We start from the raw sequence: 22,857 nt of genomic DNA, 5'->3' as shown, positions 1-22,857 counted from the left end.
TACGGTAACCAAAATGAAAGCCAGAATCTTTTGGTAAACGGCGACATGGAATCTTGGGGTGATGATGCTGGTAAAGCACACGCACATATCAAAGACACCTTCTTCTCAGGTTGGTATACGCACAACAATGGAACAATCGAAGTTCACCAAGGTAATGGGAAACTAAATAAAGCACTTCAAAACGACAGCTCAAATACGGTAATCGATTTGGATGGCGGTAAGAATAATAAATCCATCCAGCAAGATATTGATGTCGCCAACCTAACAAAAAATGGTGATGCAACACTTTCACTCTCGTTTGATTACGCAAACCAATACCGTTTCACCAAAAAACACGGTGTCCGTGATGACACCAGCCCATTTGAGGTCACTGTGTTTGACCAAGATGGCAAGGTTATCTACCAACAGTATTTTGACAACACGCAAAGCAATGATCATTTTGAGAATTTTGATTTCGACGTGGTGATCCCTGAAGGGACATCCGGTGTGGTGCTGCGTTTCACTGGCCATGGCAAAGCGGATGGCGCAGGCGCATTGATCGATAACGTCTCGCTAACTGCTTCAAACACCGTGAATGATGTTATCGATGGCGGTAATGGCAATGACACCATCTTTGGTGAGTCTGGTGATGATGTCATCCACGGCGGGAACGGTGATGACACTCTGAATGGCGGCGACGGAAACGATGTTATCTATGGTGATACTGCTCGTAACCTTCTCATCAATGGCGATATGGAAGGCTGGGGCAACGATTGCGAAAACACAAGTGCAACCCTCGCTGATCACGCATTCCTTGGCTGGTATACGCCGGGGCATCATCCGATCACTGTTCAACAAGGCAGTATTGCCGGTGGGCCAGAGAACAGTCTTGATAACACTGTGTTGGATCTTAATCTTGATGGTCACCTTTGGGTTCAGCAGGAGGTCGCAACCGCTGATCTCACTACTGCAGGTGATGCGACGATGGCGCTGAGCTTCAACTACGGATTTCGCACCCAAACTGGCGAGCTAGAAAACAGCCCATTCACTGTGAAGGTGTTCGACCAAGACGGCAACGTTATCTATGAAATGACCATTGACGCTTTGCAGTCAAACGAAGGGTTTTTGGATTTTAATGCGGAGTTTGTTTTACCCCACGGTGTGGAATCCATTGCGCTGCGCTTCGAATCATCGGCAAACGGCGAAAATCTGGGTGCCTTGATTGATAATGTTTCATTGTCTCTTGCTGATAATGATGAAAGCAACAATGACATCATCAACGGCGGCAACGGTGACGACAAGATTCACGGTAACGAAGGCAATGACACGCTTCGCGGTAATGAAGGTGATGATTTTATCGCTGGCGGAGAAGGTGAGGACGTCATTAGTGGTGGTGATGGTGACGACATCATTCACGGCGGAAAAGATGATGATGTGATCAGAGGCGATGACGGCGACGATGTCATCAATGGCGACTTAGGTAACGATCTTATCAGGGGTGGTTATGGCCATGATGCCATCACCGGTGGCCTTGGTAATGATCAGATTCACGGCAATGAAGGCGATGACACGCTTCACGGCAACGGTGGTGATGATTTTATCGCTGGTGGCAAAGGTGTGGATAACATTGACGGTGGCGATGGTAATGACACCATTCACGGTGGAATGGATGATGACGTTATCAATGGTGGCCATGGCGACGATGTTATTAATGGTGACTTTGGTAATGATGAAATCATCGGTGGCCATGGCGATGATGTCATTAACGGCGGTGCTGGTAACGATGTTATCCATGGCGGTCAGGGCGATGATGTCATCCACGGCGGTGCTGGTAACGATGCTATCTATGGCGGTGGTGGTGATGATTCGCTATACGGTGGTGCGGGCAACGATTACCTCAAAGCTGGCTATGGAGACGATGTCATTATTGATGGTGGTCAAGGACAAGACCTTTATGTCGGGGGCAAAGGCAACGATACCATGGTCTTTGACGAAGACGACTTCTGTGATTTCGCTTTCTTGCAAGAGCATGGAAACATTTACACTGGCGCCAGTGGTTTTGACCAGTTGCTCGTTGAAGGAGATGTCTTCATCGACTTGACGGGTCGGTACTATGGTTTTGATCGTGGCGAGAATAGAGCAATCACTGATGTTGAGGCTGTCGTGGCGACAGGTGATGGACACCAGATTGTCAACGTTAATGCTTTTTCGATTGAAGCACAATCGGAGGACATGCAGACTAACCCTCACCACGATGCTGACGACTGGAACGGCTTTGTCGCCTACTTGGGTGAAGGTGATTGCGATGTCATTAACCTTGACGGTGAAGGATGGGTATATGAAGGACACGGAAATGGCACTGTTGAAGCGCTGTCCGCTGAACAAATTGCCTTTATGGGTCTGACGGACTCACAAGTGGGCGAGATGAATGCTTATGTGTTCACCCATGATAGCGAATCTATCACTGTCTGGACAGATGCAGAACTCTTCTTGCAGAATGACCGAGACATCATCGATGGTTCTATAGACATCCTGTACGGCTAGTAATCTCTAGAAAAATTGCTAATAAAAAAACCCGCGTTTCGCGGGTTTTTTTGTATTGAGTTAACGCGGAAGGTCGTTGTATTGCGCTTTAGTGATGCCGTAATGCAAGCGATCATCAAAGCCTGTTTGTGTTTTGTAGTAGGCAGCTTGACGGCCCTCTTCAACCAAACCGACTTTTAGTAAGGTTTTGTACGACCCCACGTTGGAGTGGTAGCAATCCGCAGCCACTTTATGCGCGCCAAATACATCGAACGCGATAGTGAGCAGGAATGCGCTAGCACTGCTCGCGAGGCCGTTGCCCCAAGCTTTCTCAGTAAATTGGAAACCAAGTTCGTAGTTCCCTTGTAAGAACATCACCGCATGCAAACCTACCATACCCATGAAGCGACCTTCGCTATCACGGATCACGCTAGTTGGACTCTCAGGCCATTCGCCGTGACCGATTGCTTCAACCGTTCCTTCGATGATTGGGCCGAAATAACCACGGTAAACGTCTTCTGGTGCTGGCGCAAAGTAGAGATATTGCGTGACATTGGGTTCGCCCAGCATGTCGATAATATCGTTTAGGTCGCTGCGCTGGATCAGCGCAATGGTGTAGCCCTCGATGAGCGGAATGGCTTGGCCACGCTTGAATGTAGTGATGTTCGACACGTTGTTTGTCTTCTGTGGTGGAAATACGCGCACAGAATACGCCGATATTTCCACCAGACAAGGGTTTTCGTGCTTCGCACTAAAAGATGGCGATGAAATGGAAATCCTTTCCGTTAAGCCTGCTGCTTTGTTTGTAACTGCGACACTGCAACTTGATATTCATCGCTTGTCCAACCGCTGTCCAATGCGCGTTTTAGCAACGCAGACATTGATTCTGGGGCTAATCCACCAATCGGCGGATCCGTGTCTAAGTTGGAGGGAAATGAGTATCCATCGCTCGCTGCGGTGATGATGGAGCTCTTTTCGTCGTCGCTCAATGCGCTGTGTCTCCACGCGTCAAACAAATAGGGATAAATGATTTGGCTAATATGAGCAAGGTTTACAGTTTCCATTGGTTTAGCAAACGTCGAGGAAACTTGCAGTAAATTTGCCGAGCGATGGAAATCTTGCGTCTTATTTGCACCGGCAGCATGAAACAATGCGGGATTGAAAAACACCGCATCCCCTTTCTCAAGCGCCACTTGAACGTAGTTTTCCTCGAAGTAACGTTGGAAGGAAGGGTCGTGATACGCCATGTATCCAAGTGGGTAGTGTTGCGAATAGGGGAGCAACTTGGTCGGGCCGCTTTCTATCGGCATGTCGGTATGCGCCACCGCGCCTTGAAGGGTGAGCATCGCAGACATTTGCTGAATGTGTAGCGGGTATCTCGCAGTTTCTTGTGGCTGCTGAAAGCCCAAATGGTAGTCACGATGAGAAACCTGCGCTTCACCACCGGGTCTGACGATGTTCACTTGTGCCGTGACTTGATAGTGCGGCCCAAGCCATGCTTCGGAGACAAGTTGCAGCAACGGGTTTTTGTAGTAATCGACAAACGTGGATGGGGCGGCGTCTGCGCTTTTCTGGAACACATTCCAAATCCGGCCGTTAGCCTGTGGTCCTGTTTTACCGAAGTGATCTCCTGCGCCAAAACCGCGCTCGGCCTCCAGAATGTCCTCAAACACCTGGCTCATCTCATCAATAACGGCGGTGTCGGCAAAAAATCTTTTCACGGCAAATACGCCGGGGCCATGCAGCAATACGTTTGCCATTTCATCTTGAAAGGCACGAGCACTGTCGGGATGCTGTCGAATATCGTCGCCGTCATACACCACCACATTCGACACGACACCCTTGGCAAGGGGGTAGCCTTCCACTGGCGTGTTTCGCTCGCAGCTTTCTTTAAAGTCCACGAGTGAAACATCGGAGGTTCCATAAAACGAAGTCGTCAGCGTTTGGTCGTTACGTTGCATTTCCCTGCTCCTTGTATCCACTGAATGTTATTCAGTCTATTTCAAATACTCAATAAAATGAAACGTAAATTTCATTTGGTTGAGAATTGAAAAATATGTTCTATTATTGGCAGACACATGAAATAGTATCCATGATGGAATAGTGACCGACGACAAGGAGAGGTTATGTCTGAACTGCTGTCGAAGCGGCAAGCCCCAAATCAGGATGGGCGTTATCAACACATCACGCCAGAATCTGCGGGTTGGAAGTACGTCGGTTTTGATGCCTACCAAGTACCTAAAGGCCAAACGCTCTCATTCAACGCCAGCCAAGATGAAGAGCTTTGCATTGTGCTTGTAGGAGGCAAAGCTGACGCGGTCTTGGCGGGCAACGCCTTAGGTGAAATTGGCGACAGAGCCGGTCCATTTGAGCGTAAAAAACCGTTCTCACTGTATGTTACTGCGGGCGACGTTGCGTCTTTGACGGCAACGACAGATCTTGAACTCGCGGTGTGTCGCGCCCCTGGCAAAGGCACGTTTCCTTCACGCCTAATCACTCCTGAGCATGTTGATGCAGAAGCGAGAGGTGTAGGAAACAATCAGCGCTATGTACACAACATTTTGCCAGATAACAAAGAAGCGGACAGTTTGCTGGTGGTTGAGGTCTACACTGACGAAGGTTGCACCAGTTCATACCCGAGTCACAAGCATGACCGCAATGCACCGCCTGAAGAAACGCATTTGGAAGAAACTTATTATCACAGACTCAACCCTTCTCAAGGTTTCTGCATTCAGCGTGTCTATACCGATGAACGTGATCTCGACGAATGCATGGCGGTTTATGACGGCGATGTAGTGAAAGTGCCCAGAGGTTATCACCCCGTGGCGACAATGGCGGGTTATGACAGCTACTACCTAAACGTGATGGCCGGCCCTGTGCGCCAATGGTTGTTTAGCTGGGAAGATGATCATGCTTGGATTAATTCAGCAGAGTACGCCAACAAGCATGCGAAATGATGGTTCGATGTTGGTGACAGCGTAAGTACATATGAACGTCAACGATGGCATCGCGCATCGATTGGCGTTCAGCATAAGCAAAAGGAGTGGCTATGTTTAATATCGCGTTATTTGGTTGCGGGCGCATTGGTAAGGTGCATGCCGTTAATATTGATGCACACCCCCTCACGCAAATCCGTGCCGTGATTGACCCCTACACAGAAGGTGCGGCTCAATTGGCAGAAAAATACCATGCGGATGTGATGACCACCGAAGAAGCTTTGGCTGATCCGGATATTCATGCCGTGTGTATTTGTTCCGCCACGGACACCCACGCCAATTTGATTGAATTGGCAGCCCAAGCAGGCAAAGCGATTTTTTGTGAGAAACCGATTGATTTAAGTTTGTCGCGAGTGAAAGAGTGCCTAGCCGTTGTTAGCGAAGAAAACGCAAAGTTTTTACTCGGTTTTAATCGCCGTTACGACCCGCAATTCCGTACGTTGAAAGATTTGTTTGAAAGTGGCGCGATTGGCAAAGCGGAAACCTTGGTGATCACTTCTCGTGACCCGTCACCGCCACCTGCAGAATACGTCCGAGTGTCTGGTGGTATTTTCCGTGATATGTCGATTCATGACTTAGACATGGCTCGCTACATCATGGGTGAAGACCCCGTGTCTGTGTCCGCACACGGTTCGTGTTTGGTCGACCCCGCAATTGCTGAAGAGGGCGATATCGACAGTGCCGTTATCGTGCTTCATTTCCCTTCTGGTGCGATGGCGAACATTATCAATAGTCGACGCTCTGGTTATGGTTACGATCAGCGCATTGAGCTTCATGGAAGCAAAGGCATGCTAAAAGCAGGCAATGTTCGTGAACACTTGGTTGAGCATTGGGGAGAAGACGATTGCAGCAGTGCGAAACCTCAATACTTTTTCTTAGAGCGCTACAAAGAGGCATATATTGCGGAATGGCAGCACTTTGTAGATGTACTCGATGGAAAGGCTGAACCGGGATGTACTGGAGTAGACGGAGAGTTAGCACTTGAACTAGCCGAGGCTGCACTGGAATCGTTGGAAACGCATCAGACGGTCAATATATAGACCCACAACCTGAATCCTGCATCTTCAGGTTGTTTGCGTATAGTTCACACATTTAACCTAATGATATTAAAAGAGGGCGCAATCTCAGCATTGCGCCCTCTTTTGGGTTGTGGTCAAAACATAGTCATGGTTATATATACAGTGCTTTTTTGAGTATACTCTCAGGTTAATGGGGTCAATGTTGACCATGAATTCTTAAGATAGTTAGAGGACGAAATATGGAACGTTGCAGCTGGGCGAATGTCAGCACGATCGATCAGGAATACCACGATACAGAGTGGGGCGTTCCAGTTCATGACGATCGCGAACTGTTCGAAATGCTGATACTGGAAGGTGCTCAAGCAGGCCTTAGCTGGACAACGATCCTGAAAAAACGCGAAGGATATCGAGAAGCGTTTGATAATTTTGATATCGAAACGGTGGCGGCGTACGACGAAAGCAAAATTGCTGAATTGCTTTTGAATCCTGCTATTGTGAGAAACAAACTCAAGGTGAATGGCACAGTCACCAATGCCAAGCTGGTCATTGAAATTCAAAAAGAACTTGGCAGTTTTGATGCTTATGTTTGGCAGTTTGTTGGCGGAAAGCCCATTGTGAATCACTGGGAAACCATGGCGGATGTACCCGCAACAACGCCAGAGTCTGATGCAATGAGCAAGGCAATGAAGAAACGCGGCTTTAAGTTTGTCGGAAGTACAATTTGTTACGCATACATGAACGTGTGGCAACGTAATACCCCCAAGAGCAGGTAGACACACCAAAACAAAGAAACAAGTTTCTTCGCCTTGTTGCGCCTCAATCGCTCACAGTGCCCTTAACAGGCGTACAGGTGAATCAGCATTCAAATGATGAAATAGAACGGCGTAGCGTGGCTTAGAAGTGCCTTAAAATTGATTTTAAGAGTATTTCAAAGAGGGAAAAACAAAAAGACAACCCAACGAGGGCGAACGAAACTTGTTTTCGTGAGTTCGAGGCGTGGAGTAAGCGAGGACAGGAAAGGTAAAACCGTAATCACAAAAAAGGGATAGCCATTAAATGAACTATCCCTGACGCGGTGTTTCGTCGTTAGTGTTATTTCTGCTTGGAGAGTAGCAATTGAGCGGCGGCGTTTATGGCCTTCATGCGCTCACTGCATCCATGTTGTCTATCTGGGTGGTATTTGAGTGAGAATCTACTTACTTTGGTTTTCAGTTTCTTCTCGTTAATCCTTCCCGATGATGGATAACCAAACACAAAACGACAATACGAAACGCACGACTTCAACTGATTGATTTGCGCATTCCTAACAACCTGATTAGGGCTGAAAATGTCAGCTTGTGAGTAGATGTATCTCGATTGAAGAACAAGGGCTAATGCTTCATCTTCTGGCAAATCTGGTTTTTGTTCTGGCTGCATAGATGGAAAGCTCAACACCTTGCCGTTTTCCGGTGGTGTTGCATCAAATCTATTCAGTTCATCAACCAAGCCGCCTTTCTTCAAGAATTCAATCTTGGTGTTAATGGTATGCTTCACAATTTCGAACCAATCACGTGTTATTTCATGGTCTCTCATTTGGCTAAAACACACCGTTCTTTCTACTTCTAGCTTTTCAATCTCCGATTTAACAGCCGTCATTTGCGCTTTTGTGCGACGTGCTCTCTTTGGCTTTTCTGGTTCTGCTTTCGGTTCTTCTTTTTGTTTGGGCTTCGCCTTACTCGTTGATTTTCTTGTGTACTTTCGTTTTGCCTCTCTTAAACCAATCGTTTCGAGGAACGTATTGTTAATCACTCGCTGACACTTTCGACCGTTATCAATCCAAGCGCTCAATTCTTCAATGTTTTCAAAGGAATTCAACGCGATGATGTTTGGTTGTGGCGACCCAAGGTTGTGTATTTCCAAATGAACAGAAAGACCACTAATTGACAATCTCCAATGATGAATGTCACCAATGCCTGATAATCCTTTCTTTTTTAACATTGTGCCAATCTTTCCAGACTTCTCGGACAGGTTATAAATTAGGCGTTCTCTACTGTTCATTTTCGGCATTCCGTACCAACAAAAGGGCGCTAATCCTAACCACTTCACCAAACCAAAAACGTGAAGTAAATCACAGTCCATAAACGATGTAAGTTATTGAGGGCACTACATTATTTGTCTGCATAATAAATTTGACATTGGTAAAAAGTGCTTGTGTTTAGTTGCTACGCTTACTAAGATTTCCGCCGCACACTAATCAGCGAGTTTAAGTGAATGAAGAAAGTTGTTTTGTCTCTTACTTATGTGCCTAATCCTTTTGATGAATTTCCAATTGGAGAAACAATAAAGGACGGCATTAAATACACTGTTGATGAAAGTTCGGTTGTGATTTCACGCAAAATTGACGTGAAACAGATTGAAATGGCGTTTTTGATGATTCAGAAGACAGTGGAAGACGAAAGAATTAATGGTTTGCCGTTTCATACTGCGACCGTTTCTTGTGGTGAGCACTCTGTTGTATACGGCATGACACAGGAACACGAAGGTGATTATGTTGTGTGCATTATCGGCGGGGCTTCAAAGGACGCTATTCAGCGACGCCTCCGCACTTTGCGCCCACCTGTAATGCAAGTTCAATTGAAAGCAACAGAAGACCGCTTGCGGGTTGTCTTTCCTTCCGATGTTGTTTATTCAACGCTGGAAAGTTCTTTCATCGATTTGCCTTGTTTCATCTATAAAATGGAAACCAAAACAAAATGAACATTCTTTCTATTGAGCGTCCTTTTGGTATCGCTAACGCCACTGTTGAAATCACCGTTGGCACTGACCGACTGTTAGACGCTGATGAAGTGCTGAAAGTTACTCGCATCGCTGCACAAATCGCAGATTGCGAAGACGGTTGGGACGGCAACAGCGGCAATTGGTACGGATTGGAAAAAGAAGCTGTTGAGCTTGAAGGTGAAAGCGACGATTTCAACGCGGTGATGGTTACCGTTTCGCTAAACTTGCGCTCTAAGATTTGCATTAAATACTTTATGGAAACAGAAGAATGATTGAGCCAATTAAGGTAATCGAAGAAATCAAAGATTTCGTTATTGTGGTTGGTCGCAATCACGAAAGCGGTCAAAGTGAAGCGTCAGAAGTGCTTGAAAAGCTGCTAAATCTGCATCAATGGGTTGAAGGTTATGTGAAATTGCAACCTTTTGTTTATCTTGTGAAAACCAAGAAATATCATTGTGATGCGGAGGTGTTCGACCATGCCCCAGAGCATAGCTTGAATGAGTTCTACCAAACTTATGTTGCGGCAATTCGCCCGTTCATCAATCACGAAGTTCATTTGTTCTTTGTTGAGTCTGAAAACTGGGCTGATAACGTGAATAATCGTCATCTAATCGCACACGTCTAATAGGGGCTACACTGGCGCATTTTGAGGGGTGCGGCGGTTGTATCACCGAGCAATAGATAGTGGTGTAGCGTCGCTTACAGGCGCAATCTGGACATAATACGAGGGGCTACTACAGCCCCTTTTCTTCATCCACTGTAATGACACCGCCGCTTTCAATAACTTGATGCAATGGCAATTCATAGACGTTTCCCCCCACATTCACCTCCAAGCATTCAACGCCGCCTTTATTAGTTTTTATTGTCGCGTATTTATGGCTGTCCCAATCATAGACAGTTGGCCTTTCTATCCCTCGATACATCGTTAAACCTGTCCTTTCTTTATTTATGGTAATGGGTGTTATCACTTAATCGCCTCCTTCGATTTGTTTAAATAAAACCAATTTGTGTTAATTCTTTGCTTCTTCATTTTTCTGTTTCTCATTGTTTTTGTCCTACTTTGGTGGGCTGTTAAATAAATGCTAAATAATTAAATAATTTTGTGAGGATTGGTCGTTTTTAGCGTATTAAAGTATATGGATTAGATAAATGTATTAATTCAAAAAGGTCTGACAATCTGATGAAACACCGAGGTTAATTAACCTGCTATCCACACTGTATTTAACGCCTTTTAAGCAGTGAATGGATAACACCGCTACCATTAGGAGATAATTTCAAGGGTTGGGTAGTGCGTGGGTTCTTCTGATGAAAGACTCAGGAGGGTTAAGGATAATTGTATCTATTACACTGATACTTTTTAATCCTTCTTACTTTTCCTCTTTCCTTTTCCTTAAATAAGAAAGGATTGAAAGGAAAAGTAATTAATTAACCCATTATCCTCTTATTTATTAATAAGGAATGAAGATTAATTAGTTTATCTATCTTTCTTAATGAATTAGAGGATTAAAAGTGAATCCTCATTAATGAGTTATTCCTTAGCAGTATTCCTTAACAGTGTATCTTTTACAGTGTGCCCTTTCAGTGTATAGGGTTGTTTTCCTAACTTCTCATACTTATTAGACTGCAAACTAATAGGTATGAGTGTAAGGAATGAGATTAAATAGAGAGATTAAATATAATGAAAACAATTCGACTAGACGACTTCGATTCAGACCGTGTTCATTTTGGTTACTGGTTATTTTCAAATAGCTTTGGTGAAACAATTAAAACTAACTCATTAAAGTTTTGCGCTAAATCGCTAAATGTCCCTTACACAACTATTGCAATGCTATCAAGTGGCAATTCTTTTAAGTCTCGCGGCATATTCTTCAAAGAAAAAACCTTTCCTCTTTTTATACTTAAAGACTCCAACGGAATCAGTCACACGGTTGATTCTCCAATTGCTGAATTCGCTAGAAAACACGGCCTAATTACACGTGAAATTTATCGTATGCTGTTGAATGGTAGGGCAAAACATCGCGGTTGGAGTGTTGTTCTAAGGCCAACGGTCAGTGAGTTAGGCGCACATGTTGAGGTTTTCACCAATGAAGAAGAAGACGCCAACAAAGGGCGATAAAGAACGAGATAGAGAATTAGCGGAACTGTTCAGGAACGAGCAATACATTTACAGAAAAACGCAAGATTCAAAACTTAAAAACAAATAAATCAGCGGGGTTATGTAGTCACACCTCGCTTATTGGGTTTCCGTTTTTACCATAATCAAAAACGGCCTTATTTTAATGTGTTTATTAGTTTTCTCGGCAAATAAGCATAATTGGTTATGGCTTCCAATCAAAAAGCCTCCTATCCATCATGGTGTTGCGTACACTGGCGCTAAGAATCGCCTTAAAAGTTTTATTGCGTACTCCTAAAACATGCAATTAGGCAAAGTGCGTTAACGTCGAACTCCTACGTTAGCGCCTTTTTTCGCGGTTATAGTTAAACAGGACATAACGGAAACCTCCTAAGTTTCAATTTCTGGTTCGAGTCCAGATAACCGCGCCAAAATAAGAAAGAAGATTTTATTTTATCAAGTGCCGACTTGTTATTTTAGAGTCTTCTTTCTTATCTATCGGGGGCAGCTTAAATGCTGCTCCCTTTTTTTCACTAAATTGGAGTAATACCAATGATTAGTAATTTAAAATCAGGTGTTGCGGGTAATGTTTCACGCCTTCACCCAAATAAAACACCTAAAAGCGTGAAAGATTTCACATCGTTCTTTCGTGCGACGGTATCAGAACCAACAGTTCAACTTTTGTTTCGTGAAAAGCTAATTGAATGCCTTCAATCTGACGAATTCAAAAAGAACCAATTAGCAATGAAACTAATCGCTGACAAGATGATTCTTGATGCAGCAGCGGAACTTAAAAGCGAAGAAATGAAAGTTAACGCTGATAACGCATCCGAACTTTTAGAGCTTATTAAAAGCCGCGTTGCAACGTTGACCGCCGAATAATAAATAAGGGGGCAACATGGACGTTGCATCAATGGAACTTGAAGAACTGTTGTCCCTTCTCGGTAAAATTGAAGAATCACAAAAGTTCAATAAGTGGCTGAATTTTAAGCCTTATGACTTCCAGCTAACCATGTTCGGTGCAGGCGTTAAACATCGTTCAAGGTACGCATGTTTGGCTAACCGTATCGGCAAGACTTATGCGGGTTCATTAGAGGTCGCTTATCACCTGACAGGTAAATACCCCGAATGGTGGAATGGTATTAAGTACGATTATCCGGTTTTAGTTTGGGCTATTGGATTAACCGCCAACTCAACAAGAACGGTAATGCAGAAAGAAGTATTAGGAACTGAAATAGGGAAAGACTTATCAAATGTTGGTTCTGGTTCTATACCACGTGATTTTATTGATTTTGCTTCGCTGGAACGCGACGGTAATACAATCCAAACCGTTCGAGTAAAGCACTATACGAACGGCATTCAGGACGGTCTATCTACTCTCGAATTTCGAAGTACACAACAAGGCGTTATGTCCTTAATGGGACAGTCAGTTGATTTTATTTGGTTGGATGAAGAAGACCATTATAAATCATTAGAAATCTTCGCACAGTGCCTCACGCGAACAGGCACGAAGGCCAAAGGCCGTATCTTACAGACGGCGACACCGGAGGCGGGTTATACCGAGCTAATCCGAAAGTTTGAAGAAGAACAAGGGCTGTTTATCTTCCATGCAGGATGGGACGACGCACCACACCTCACTGAAACAATCAAATCTGAACTGTTGGCGGGTATTCCTGAATGGGAAATACCAATGAGAACTAAAGGTTTACCGTCGAGAGGTTCAGGCGCAATTTTCCCTGTTGATGATGATTTTATCTCTGTTCCTGATTTCGAACCCCAAGAGCATTGGCCTGTAATTGCAGGCGTAGATTTTGGAAAGTCGGTTGACCCTTCTGTTGTGATGTTCATTACCAAAGACCCCGAAACAGAAACGTATTTCATCTTCAAAGAGTTCTTTTTAAACGTTGATAAGTCGGTTGATGCAATCGCTAACGCAATCAAGACGAGCCAATACCCGAGAATCCCCGTAATCGTGCCCCACGACGCCAACACAGCCGTCGAAGGCGGCGGAATGGAAACCAAGGCAAGGTTATTGCGTGGGCTTAACTGCAACGTTATTAGGCGTGTTTTCAACAACCCCCAATTCATTCAAAACAAAATAACCAACTGTCAGGAAAAGAACCAAGGACGCGAAGGCGGCTTGCATTGGATGGCCTACGGCCTGAAATCGGGTTTCATAAAAGTAGCGGCAGATTGTATGCACTGGCGCAGACAAAAGCGCTCATTCTTCTGGAAACAACGCGGCGGCAAAACTATCAGCGCATCTACTCACGACGACACGATAGACGCCTCACGCTATGCCCTTCTCACTATCGACCGATACGGCATCCCAGCGGCACAAACACGAATCGATTTTGATGATTGGAACGATGGTTTCACCACCTCAGATTCCGGTTATGACGTGTATTAAAAGGATTTTAAGCACAATGATTAAACTAAAAGCAGTGAAGAAAGAGAGTTTCTTTGCACAGATTAAACACGCCTACGCTGACGCGGAGTCTTTCCAATCTGAACAGGCTGAAAGATACGGTGAAGCGTGGGATTACTTCCAAGGCAAAGCCCCCGCCGTAGTGGTAAAGAATGGCTCTAACTATGTAGAACCCGTTCTACGTGATTGCATTGATAGATTGCTCCCACAACAGATGGGAATCTTTACAGCGAATGAGAATCAGGCTGTTATCTATCGACCTACACGCCCCCTTATAGCTGGAAACGGTCAGCCGTTGCCAACGTCCCTAATCGCTGACGCTGTTAATCGTCGAATCAATGAAATCTATCTACGTGAAAACAACGGCTATGAAGTTCTAAGTCATGCGTTTTTAGAGGCATTGGTGAGCGGTGGTGCTTTCGTTAAATGGTTTGTTGAAGAAGAAACAGACGAAGAATGTATAACGCTTGATGATTGGATTCCAGCGCAAGGCTTATCGCCAATTCTCGAAATGTTCCCAGATACCGACGTATCAACGCTTGAAACCAAAACGGTGAAGGTTGAGACCATCAACCCACAAACAGGCGAAGAAATCACGCTTCCAGAAATGCACGTTAAAGGGAAATTGGATTTACTGAAAATCACACGTAAACCTCAGATTTCACACGTGAATTTGAATGAAATGTTTGTTGATAGGTTCGCTACTGAAATCAGTGATGCTCGTTATGTTTGTCATCGTCAGGAATACCCAATAGGCCAACTATTAGAGATGGGTTTCAGTTCAAAGCTGCTTGAATCAGCAGACGCGGCGGAGATTAACGCTCCACTGAACAAACGAACAATGATGATAGATGGCCTGCTACATAGCGACGGTTTATCAATCGCTGAATCCCTAGACCCAATGGAAAAGAGAGTTCATCTATTTGAACACTTCATCTATTCATCTATTCCAACTGGCAAGACAGCGCTATACCGAGTTTTTGCAACTGATAAAGACATTTTAGAAGTTTATGAATGTCCTGTTATTCCTTTCGCTCACGGTAGAGCTATTACGATTTCAGGTTCGTTTCTAGGCCAATCAATGCACGACATTTGCAAGGTCTACCAAGATGCAATCACTCACACAGTGCGCTTGCAGATGGACGACAATTTGAAGCGTGTTCATCCCCGTTTTCACGCTATCAAAGGCGAATACGACCCCCGTTCATTAGTCGATTATAGAGCAGGCGGTATTGTTCAAGTTTCAAGTATTGGAGCGGTTCAACCAGAAACGCTTTATGCAGTCGCCCCCGATTTTAATAGCGTTCTTGCAAGTGTTGGCGGTAGTCGAGACAGAAGCGTTGGAACGCAAGCAAGCAACCAATTAGAAACAAGTTCAATGAACAACGTGAATTCTCACACTGTTTCTTTATTGCTTGGAAATCAAGAGATTAAAGATAAGCGTATTGCGGGTTCATTTGCTCGAACTTTGGTTAAACCAATGTTTGAGGGCTTATACAGAATGCTTCGAGAAGAAAGCGAAGACCTACTGTTAGACGATGGTTCAACTTTCAATACGGCAGATTTGCCACGTGTTGCTGACTTCTCAATTGACGTTCTAACCCAAGGTGACGCGGGTGTGATGGTCGCTGTATTGAGTGAAGCGGTTCAAGTTGCAGTCGCAGCGCAACAGCAACAGCTTGTCAATGCAAGGGCTGTAATTGAGGAAATGCTCAAAGCAACTCACATCACAGCCGACCAAATCGCCCGTTTCCTTCCACCTGAACAACCCCCAAGCGAAGAAGATTTAGCAATCATCGAACAAAAGAAAGCGCTTGAACTGGCAGCACTAACAGCACAGTTGGAACTTGCGCAAGCGCAGGCTAAACAACTGCTAATCACAACAGCAAAAGAAGAAGTTAGAACAAGCGAAATGATTTTAGACGGTGCGAGTAATCGCCAACGTGAAGAAGAAAAATCACTTCGTGAATTCCAAGCCCTTGAACTAAAAGCCAAAGACACAGGCGGCAAGTTAGCGAAGATTGAAAACGACGCTGTTATGGGTAGGGCTGAACTAGAACTTGAAGCAATGCAAGACCGCCCCGTCTTGATTGGAGGCTAACACATGGATTTTTCAACAATGAGTGATGAGCAATTAGCTCAACATTACGCAATTGCATTGCCGATTGTAGCGCAATACCTACCAGCAATTTTCGAGACTTTACGCCGTGAAATGAAAGAACGTTCTTTTCTAATCGACGCGAAGCAATACACAGAATTGCGCACTGAATACAAATACTTAGATAAGTTAGAAATGAATCTGACAGGGAGTGTAACCGAATGAACGAACAAGACATTTATGTAAATGACCCAATGCCACAAGATGAACGCGACTTCGTTTCAATGTGGGCGGAGGAAAGCAAGGCTGATGCAGGCAAGCAAGGCCAATCACTAACGTTCAACGATGATGCTGATTTCCCTGTTGAGTACGAAGAAGAAACAAACCAAGACGACTACGACAAAGACATTTTAGAGCGTGCAGACGTTGCGCAGGATGAAATGTTAGAGGAACAGGCGGAGGCTATGGAAAACTTTTCGCGTAGCTTCGACGAATTGCCGGAAAACCTGACGCTTTCCATTGGCGGCAAGGAACTATCAAAGAAACAAGTTCAATCTATTGTCCAGCGCAGTGAAGAATTAGACGGTGCTTACTCACACATGGTTAATCTCGGTAGAGACCTTGAAGCTAACGAGCAGTTCCTGAAAGAACGCTTGGTTGGTGTGCAGACAGAAGCCGACCGACAAATCAGCGTAGTACAACGAAAGTTAGCTGACCCTTATCTCACTGACGCAGATCGCGGCAGGCTATACCAACAACTCAATAATGCGCAGGCACGAAAGAACGTGATTGAGGGTGAAGTTAATCAGTATTCACGCATGGTTGAAGCTAACCGAGCAAAGGAAATCGAAAGCCGTTATCACCTTGTTGATAGTCGCCTTTCTCGTTCCCATTCTGATTGGTCTGAAATCAAAGAGGATGTAGGCCAATACATCGTTAAATCTGGCATGAACTTGCAAGACGTTGCCAGAGTGCTAACGCCTGAATTCGCTGAAATTGCAATTAAAGCAATGAAGTATGACCGCTCAATCAAAAAGGCTGTTGATACCCTGAAAAAACCAGTGGTTAGACAACGAGCCACACCAACGCCAGCAAAGCGAACGACCACACCACGACAGACTGACGCGGTAGAAGCATTTAAACGCGGTCATGCGGGTGATTATGAAATGTCAGATGTCTTTGATTTCTTGGAGGATTAAGAAATGGGCGGTTTAGTAGAAAGTTTGGTTGGTGGTGATAAAGCATCAACATCAACAGGTAATAGCGGTTGGCAATCCGGTGCATGGACACCAGAAATGGCGGGACAGTACAACGATACAATCCAATCAATTATCAATGGCGGTGTCCCAACATCGCCGTCTCACGTTGGCCTAAATCAAGGTCAGTTGGATGCAATTAATCAAATGGGTTCAGGTGGCGCAACTGGTCAGTATTACGCCTCAGTGTTGGGCGGTGCTGGACAGGCAGACCGCTATCAAGGCTTGCAAGATTTGAATACAGCATCGGCGGCACAGTCAGCAAAAGCCCTTGATAAATCATTCCTGAACATTCAGGGCGGAGCGACACAAGCGGGAACGTCCGGTGGTAGTCGTCAAAGTCTAGCTCAAGGTATTGCGGCCTCAGATGCACAAACAAACCTTGCAGCCATTCAAGCCCAACAGAATCAACAGTTCATGCAGAACGAACAAAACATTATGACTAATGCAGCAAACCAACTGCAAGGCATCGCAAAAGATTCCTTCACAGGTTCGAGCATTATGCAAGACGATGAAAAACAAAAGGTTCTCGCTGAATGGAAGGATAAATACGGGCAGACGGCGGCGGGTAAAATGGAATTCTTGTTAGGTCTTGCCAATTCAGCAAGCGGTGTTGCGGGTGGCACACAAACAGGAAACCAAAATACCAATAACACGAATCAGGGCTTTATGGGGTGGTTTAGCTAATGGGCGCATTACTACAAAATTCAAGTACAAGTTCTCTCATTGATGAAGAAGCAATAAAGCGAGTTGCTGACGCTGGAAGGATGCCAGAAAACACAATGTCTTCTGCTTCAACCTTGCTTGGTGATAAGTCTTCTACAACAACCAATCCCCCAATTAGTGGAATGCTCGGTGGTTCAAGTGTAGGTGGTGCTAATGGCCTATCAAACATTGTTCCCGAGGGTTCTCCGCTATGGCATTTGGTTCAATTCGCTAAAGGCGTTGGAGGTTAAAATGGGTGCTCTATTAACAGCGCTTTCAAGCGCAGGTTCAGCCATTGCAAGTGGTGCAAGTGCAGCGGGTGGCGCTATTGCGTCCGGTGCAAGTACCGTAGGTGGTGCGATTGGTGCGGGTGCAAGTGCTATCGGCCTTGATACCGCAGCGGGTGCAGTAATGAACGGCTTCACAGAGGGTTCAGTGATTGCAGGATCACCAGAGGCAATTGCAGCAAGCAAAGAAGCGGCAGCGGTTGGCCTTGCTGACCCTTCTGTCATCGGTGCGCAAGTTGTCGATGCAGGCAAGAATCTAATGCCTTCTTACTCTTATGAAAATGCAGCACTTGAACTTGCTAATGGTATTGGTGAATTTGGCGGTGAAGCATGGAAAGGCGTATCAAGTGCCGTTCGTGGTGTTGGTGAAAATGGCATGTACCAGAACACTTGGGGTGAATCACTCGGTGCAATGGCAGCAGAAAGCCTTATCAACATGCCAGCATCACAAACAAGTCAGCCCACGGCGTCGGCCTCAATGGGTTCTTATGGTGGCGGAGCAAGAAACGACTTTGACGCAACAGGCTATTTAACTCGGGGTTTCGCGGAGAATTCGCCTTCTTCTTACATTTCAGCCTTTGCAAGACGCAGCAGAGATTAAAAAGTTGGGGGTTATCCCCCTCTTTTCATTGGAGATTTTAAATTATGAACGTTGAAGAAACTTTAGCGATGTACCGCCAACGCTACGGCCTTGAAAGAATGGCAACTAAACAAGAACCAGACCCATTCGAACAGCCACAACAAGCAGGCAATGCACCGACAGAAGAAGAAGAATTGTTTGCCCCAAATGGTGAGTATGACCATGCAGTGAAAGAAGACCAACGAGAGAAAATGCTTTCGTTTGCAAGGACGGCAGACACAGACCCTATCTTGTCAAAAGACCGTGAAACCATGCACAACGCAGTAAGCCAATTACGCGGAATGGTAGCTGACCCTAACAACCCAATTGACCAACCAAAGGCAATGGAAATGTTATCAGCGATGCTTTCTGAAATGGAAGGTTCAGAGTTTAAGGAGTACGGCGAATGATGGACAAAACAAACACCACTGAAACCCCGCTTGCAGACGCTCAGACAGCCTCACAGCAAGGCGCAGCAGTCGCAGCAGGGCAACCAGTTGCAACAGAGACAGCGACAGCGCCAGCAGGCGCAACGGCAACGAGTGAAGGCACTACAACACAAACAAGAACAAACAGCCGTGAATGGGTTCAAGTGGATGACCCCGCGTCATTCCGTAGTCGCCAAAGTGAGCGACGTGCTTTCTACACTTCACTGTTAGAAACTGGAAATCTTGGTTCAGCGTATAAGTCGATGTATCAAGTTGAAGAAGATTTAGCAGGCAAATACGAGCGCAATCAAATGCGTGAACAGTATCTACAAGAGGGTAACACGTGGGAATCAGTTCAAGATTTCGTGCTCAAAGGTGATAGCAACGTATTGAAGAAGAAAGAACCCCTGAAAACGCAATACGTTAGTTTACCTGATGGTTCAGCGGCACTTATCAACACAATGACAGGCCAACAAATCCAAACCTTTGATAAACCCCCAACAAAGGCAGAGATTAAAACTCAACTAATCACCAATAACGATGGTTCGAGTTTCCTGATTAATTCAGAAGACGGCGCAACTATCCAAGAGTTTGAAGCAGTTGGAAAGACGGCGGAGCAAATCGCCACTGATAAGGCAACAGCCGAAACAGAGAAGGAATTCAACACAGGCTTAAACAACTCTCTGAACACTTACCACAACATGTTTAATGCAGCGGTAGGTATCAATGACGCAGACATTAAAGCAATTTCAGGATGGGAACACGCCATTGAAAAACCTGAATTAGCCGAAAGCACTAAAACAGCGGTTGGCAAGTTCAATAGGTTGATTTCAAATCAGTTCTTACAGCAGATTGATAAAATGAAAGGTATGGGCGCACTGTCCAACTCAGAAGGCGGCAGGCTTTCAGGTGCAATCAACAGTTTGATTGATACTGAAACGGGTTCAGTTAGAAAAGGTTTATCAGAGGAGCATGTTAGGCAATACATGCAAGAAGTTAATTCCAGTTTGCAGACAATGAAACAGATTAACGATTTTGCTTTGTCCAACAACCGAGAGCCAACACCAGCAGAATTAAACAAACTACTTGAAGCGGAACGTGTCAGAACAGGTTCAAGCGCAACACTCCCAGCAGGAACAACGACGAATAGCGTTGGTGTTATGCGACAAGAGAACGTCGTTAAACCGACTATTTCCCTTCAGTACCTCCAGCAAGTTCGCGGGGGTTAAGTATGGGTGATTATTCAGATGATGAAATCAACCAAGCGATTGATTTAGCCCTAGACAGTGATGACCTTGCAGCCGTGAAAGAACTTCGCAAACTGCAAGCAACACAGAAAGTTCAAGGAACTGACGGTTACACACAGAACGAGTTCGCACAAGCTAGAGAAATCGCACTCCAAGCGGGTGACTTGAACGCTGTTCGAGAACTTGAGGGGCTTATGTCTAATCAGGTAGCGCAAGTTCAGGAACAAGAACTAAACACGAAATACGGCATCACAGAAGACACCTTGTTTCAGCCGTCTAGCGAATTACTGTCTGTTTTGGACAATCCAGCCAATCAGGGAATGTTCGGAATCGCACAAGAAAACTTGATTGAAGGTGCAAAAAACATACCTCAAAATTTGATTAACGCCCTTCCTGGTCCAATGAAAGACGGTATAAATTCATTCATCGATGACATTGATTTGCCTTTCTTTGAGGATGAACGACGCTTCGAGCATGAACGAGCTTTAGAGCGTAAAGCCTTTGAAGAAGACAATTTAGCGGCAGGTATTACAGCGGGTATTGCTCGTTCAATTCCCGCTTATGTTGCCCCTTCTCGTTTCATCAAAGCAGGCAAAGACGCGACGTTTGCTGCTAGAGCAGGCGTTGAAGCAATGCGAGGCGGTATCAGTGCAGCAAGTGCAGAAGAATACGAAGACGGCTATTTAGACCCTGAATTTTTCAAAGAAGGTGTTATAGGTTCGCTCGGTGGTGTTATCGGTGAAGGTGGCGCAACCATTGCGGGTAAATTCTTCAAGGAAACACCAGACGCACTCGCACACTATGCGAATCAAATGGAATCAACGTTTGGTTCAAAGCTGGATGAACTGAAAGCGGTTGGTGATGTTGAAGGTTATGAAAACCTTTTGAACACTCAACTAACCCCAATGAAGCGATTTGATTCTGATGGCGTAGAAATCCCCGCCACTACTTCAATCAGTGTTAGGCAAATGAAACAGCTATCTGACACGCTGAAAGTCGGTCAAGAGCTAAACCGCAGCGGTAGAGCAGTTTCCACCAAAGAATTAGGCGACTTGTTCGGAGATTCAGCGGTGCTACGTGAGCTTGGTATCACACCAACAAAGGTTGATAACGTTGCTTCATTTATGAAAAGCGCAGGCGGTGAAAGCGTTCTTGATTTGGTTGGCGGTGTATCACGTAAAGTTGAAGGCATCACAGAGGGACAGTTTAAGGCGACCGTTCAATCACAAGCTAATCTATTCAAACAGTCGGTCACTCATGCAGACAATGAGTTAGTGAAGGCCAACAGTAGAAAGATTGATGACATTGCAACAGCGCTTCGAGACTTAGACCAATCACACGCTAAATCACTGATTAAATCCCTTGATACCAAATCACTTCGAAAGGCAGGGTTTAACGACATTGCAGACGAAACGGATAGATTAGTTAGTACGTTTAAAAACGTCTCCAAGCTGATGAAGAAAGGGAAAAAGGAAAGTACCGGACTCAATCCAATGGATGCTGTCAGGTATGGCATGTCCCTAACTACTGGCTTTATGACAAGTTTCGCCGTCCCTGTTCTTGTCGGTACAAGCGCACGTGCTGCGAAGATGGGTTCACGTCGAATGCTATCAAGGCAACAAGGCGAACTATCCGCAAAGGTCGCAGGACGACGCACACAGGCGCAACCGTGGGACTTTGACGCACCAACACAGCCAACCATTCCAGATAAGAACCCATACACGGCACAAGCTGCACCAGAGCCAATTGCTTATTCTGGTTTCTCTGATGTAGCCAATCCGCAGAAAGACCGCTTTATCTGGGACGAAGGACAACACGAAATCACAGGCCAATCGACACGACCCGCTTATGATAAATCGTCTTCTATCCCCACTGATCCATTCGAACAAGAACGCTACTTCGATGATTTGAGAAACAAGGGACACGACACCTTGTTTTTAGATTCTGGTGAATCCGTTCAACTGCGACAGCCGCAACCAATGGCAAAAACCATGTATGACTATGGAACTGACCCTACAACGGGCGACACCACGTTTTACAGCAAGCACAGTTCGAAATGGCAGGACGGCAAACGACAGACCAAAACAAGTGGAACAGAGGGTGCAAACGCTCAACCCGTTGAAGGTCTACAAGTCAAAAAGCCTGTTCATCTAAGGGCAAGCGGTGATGGTTCATTGCCAGATTTCAACAGAGACGACTTGATTAAACAAGGTTATGACTCTGTTGTTATTGACCGTGCCCCGCATCCATTCAAACCGGACGTTAAACAACGAATGGTTATTAAGTTTGGTGCAACACCAGAGCAAGACATTATCACTTATGTTCCCGCTTCTTATGGTGGCGCTATCGCTCAAGGCTTCCCACAAAACACTGATGAATAATCCCCATTGTTGGGGGTTAAT

General features: G+C 45.3%; 23 protein-coding genes and 1 tRNA gene. 20 read left to right on the top strand and 4 right to left on the bottom strand.

Features of this window, described 5'->3' with window-relative positions:
• Positions 1 to 2,523, top strand: a 2,523-nt coding sequence (locus Q365_RS25810; RefSeq protein ID WP_081796278.1) for a calcium-binding protein, incomplete at its 5' end; no start/stop codon positions are given.
• Positions 2,524 to 2,583: 60 nt separating this feature from the next.
• On the opposite strand, the gene Q365_RS0115630 is transcribed toward Q365_RS25810, so the two are convergent.
• Both Q365_RS0115630 and Q365_RS0115625 read right to left on the bottom strand, forming a co-directional pair.
• Positions 2,584 to 3,207 carry a GNAT family N-acetyltransferase gene (locus Q365_RS0115630; protein WP_245621566.1) on the bottom strand — a complete coding sequence of 208 codons (624 nt, stop codon included), beginning with the start codon at positions 3,205 to 3,207 and terminating at the stop codon, positions 2,584 to 2,586.
• An 80-nt stretch (positions 3,208 to 3,287) separates the two neighbouring features.
• The gene (locus tag Q365_RS0115625) at positions 3,288 to 4,463 is read right to left on the bottom strand and encodes a phytanoyl-CoA dioxygenase family protein (RefSeq protein WP_028024228.1); all 1,176 of its coding nucleotides are present in this window, start codon (positions 4,461 to 4,463) and stop codon (positions 3,288 to 3,290) included.
• A gap of 165 nt (positions 4,464 to 4,628) precedes the next feature.
• Here Q365_RS0115625 and iolB point away from each other — a divergent pair, with 165 nt between their 5' ends.
• The 3 genes from iolB (at position 4,629) to Q365_RS25805 (ending at position 7,290) form a co-directional block, all read left to right on the top strand.
• Positions 4,629 to 5,459: a 5-deoxy-glucuronate isomerase gene (iolB, locus tag Q365_RS0115620; RefSeq protein ID WP_028024227.1), complete on the top strand. Its 831-nt coding sequence runs from the start codon at positions 4,629 to 4,631 to the stop codon at positions 5,457 to 5,459.
• 92 nt (positions 5,460 to 5,551) lie between these two features.
• On the top strand, positions 5,552 to 6,538 hold the full coding sequence (gene iolG, locus Q365_RS0115615) for an inositol 2-dehydrogenase (protein WP_028024226.1): 987 nt from the start codon (positions 5,552 to 5,554) through the stop codon (positions 6,536 to 6,538).
• 218 nt (positions 6,539 to 6,756) lie between these two features.
• Complete coding sequence (locus tag Q365_RS25805; protein WP_051563813.1) at positions 6,757 to 7,290, top strand: DNA-3-methyladenine glycosylase I; 534 nt, start codon at positions 6,757 to 6,759, stop codon at positions 7,288 to 7,290.
• Positions 7,291 to 7,609: 319 nt separating this feature from the next.
• Here the strand turns inward: Q365_RS25805 and Q365_RS0115605 are convergent, their stop codons facing one another.
• A complete protein-coding gene (locus Q365_RS0115605; protein WP_155859019.1) occupies positions 7,610 to 8,494 on the bottom strand; it encodes a hypothetical protein in 885 nt (294 codons plus the stop codon).
• A 273-nt stretch (positions 8,495 to 8,767) separates the two neighbouring features.
• On the opposite strand from Q365_RS0115605, the gene Q365_RS0115600 reads away from it, so the two are divergent.
• From Q365_RS0115600 to Q365_RS0115590, 3 genes are read left to right on the top strand one after another with little or no spacing between them, the layout of a single operon-like run.
• Positions 8,768 to 9,253 carry a hypothetical protein gene (locus Q365_RS0115600; protein ID WP_028024224.1) on the top strand — a complete coding sequence of 162 codons (486 nt, stop codon included), beginning with the start codon at positions 8,768 to 8,770 and terminating at the stop codon, positions 9,251 to 9,253.
• Positions 9,250 to 9,546 (top strand): hypothetical protein, encoded by a 297-nt coding sequence (locus tag Q365_RS0115595; RefSeq protein WP_028024223.1) that lies wholly within the window; start codon positions 9,250 to 9,252, stop codon positions 9,544 to 9,546. Before Q365_RS0115600 ends, Q365_RS0115595 begins: the two co-directional genes overlap by 4 nt.
• Positions 9,543 to 9,899, top strand: coding sequence for a hypothetical protein (locus Q365_RS0115590; RefSeq protein WP_028024222.1), 357 nt, complete (start codon positions 9,543 to 9,545; stop codon positions 9,897 to 9,899). Before Q365_RS0115595 ends, Q365_RS0115590 begins: the two co-directional genes overlap by 4 nt.
• A gap of 109 nt (positions 9,900 to 10,008) precedes the next feature.
• Here Q365_RS0115590 and Q365_RS0115585 read toward each other — a convergent pair whose 3' ends face one another.
• Positions 10,009 to 10,242: a hypothetical protein gene (locus tag Q365_RS0115585; protein WP_028024221.1), complete on the bottom strand. Its 234-nt coding sequence runs from the start codon at positions 10,240 to 10,242 to the stop codon at positions 10,009 to 10,011.
• Between the two features lie 710 nt (positions 10,243 to 10,952).
• Between Q365_RS0115585 and Q365_RS0115575 the strand changes: the two genes are divergently transcribed.
• The 13 genes from Q365_RS0115575 (at position 10,953) to Q365_RS0115515 (ending at position 22,836) form a co-directional block, all read left to right on the top strand.
• Positions 10,953 to 11,390 (top strand): hypothetical protein, encoded by a 438-nt coding sequence (locus Q365_RS0115575; protein ID WP_028024220.1) that lies wholly within the window; start codon positions 10,953 to 10,955, stop codon positions 11,388 to 11,390.
• 352 nt (positions 11,391 to 11,742) lie between these two features.
• Positions 11,743 to 11,818: transfer RNA gene (locus Q365_RS0115570), tRNA-Arg, on the top strand.
• A gap of 121 nt (positions 11,819 to 11,939) precedes the next feature.
• Positions 11,940 to 12,269, top strand: a complete 330-nt coding sequence (locus tag Q365_RS0115565; RefSeq protein WP_028024219.1) for a hypothetical protein — start codon at positions 11,940 to 11,942, stop codon at positions 12,267 to 12,269.
• A 31-nt stretch (positions 12,270 to 12,300) separates the two neighbouring features.
• On the top strand, positions 12,301 to 13,797 hold the full coding sequence (locus tag Q365_RS25800) for a terminase large subunit domain-containing protein (RefSeq protein ID WP_162176377.1): 1,497 nt from the start codon (positions 12,301 to 12,303) through the stop codon (positions 13,795 to 13,797).
• A gap of 16 nt (positions 13,798 to 13,813) precedes the next feature.
• Positions 13,814 to 15,916 (top strand): portal protein, encoded by a 2,103-nt coding sequence (locus Q365_RS0115555; RefSeq protein WP_028024218.1) that lies wholly within the window; start codon positions 13,814 to 13,816, stop codon positions 15,914 to 15,916.
• Between the two features lie 3 nt (positions 15,917 to 15,919).
• Positions 15,920 to 16,138: a hypothetical protein gene (locus tag Q365_RS0115550; RefSeq protein ID WP_028024217.1), complete on the top strand. Its 219-nt coding sequence runs from the start codon at positions 15,920 to 15,922 to the stop codon at positions 16,136 to 16,138.
• The gene (locus Q365_RS0115545) at positions 16,135 to 17,112 is read left to right on the top strand and encodes a hypothetical protein (protein ID WP_028024216.1); all 978 of its coding nucleotides are present in this window, start codon (positions 16,135 to 16,137) and stop codon (positions 17,110 to 17,112) included. The genes Q365_RS0115550 and Q365_RS0115545 overlap by 4 nt, the downstream gene beginning before the upstream one ends.
• A 3-nt stretch (positions 17,113 to 17,115) precedes the next feature.
• Entirely contained in the window at positions 17,116 to 17,856 is a 741-nt protein-coding gene (locus tag Q365_RS0115540) for a hypothetical protein (RefSeq protein WP_028024215.1), read from the top strand.
• Positions 17,856 to 18,125 carry a hypothetical protein gene (locus Q365_RS0115535; RefSeq protein WP_028024214.1) on the top strand — a complete coding sequence of 90 codons (270 nt, stop codon included), beginning with the start codon at positions 17,856 to 17,858 and terminating at the stop codon, positions 18,123 to 18,125. Before Q365_RS0115540 ends, Q365_RS0115535 begins: the two co-directional genes overlap by 1 nt.
• A gap of 1 nt (position 18,126) precedes the next feature.
• Positions 18,127 to 18,762 (top strand): hypothetical protein, encoded by a 636-nt coding sequence (locus tag Q365_RS0115530; RefSeq protein ID WP_028024213.1) that lies wholly within the window; start codon positions 18,127 to 18,129, stop codon positions 18,760 to 18,762.
• Between the two features lie 44 nt (positions 18,763 to 18,806).
• Entirely contained in the window at positions 18,807 to 19,190 is a 384-nt protein-coding gene (locus tag Q365_RS0115525) for a hypothetical protein (protein WP_028024212.1), read from the top strand.
• Positions 19,187 to 20,437: a hypothetical protein gene (locus Q365_RS0115520; protein WP_028024211.1), complete on the top strand. Its 1,251-nt coding sequence runs from the start codon at positions 19,187 to 19,189 to the stop codon at positions 20,435 to 20,437. The genes Q365_RS0115525 and Q365_RS0115520 overlap by 4 nt, the downstream gene beginning before the upstream one ends.
• A gap of 2 nt (positions 20,438 to 20,439) precedes the next feature.
• Entirely contained in the window at positions 20,440 to 22,836 is a 2,397-nt protein-coding gene (locus Q365_RS0115515; RefSeq protein ID WP_028024210.1) for a hypothetical protein, read from the top strand.
• The last annotated feature ends 21 nt before the right edge of the window (positions 22,837 to 22,857 follow it).

The organism is Enterovibrio calviensis DSM 14347 (assembly GCF_000621165.1).
In the GTDB taxonomy this organism is placed as follows: domain Bacteria; phylum Pseudomonadota; class Gammaproteobacteria; order Enterobacterales; family Vibrionaceae; genus Enterovibrio; species Enterovibrio calviensis.
This window is presented reverse-complemented; position numbering and strand designations above follow the sequence as displayed.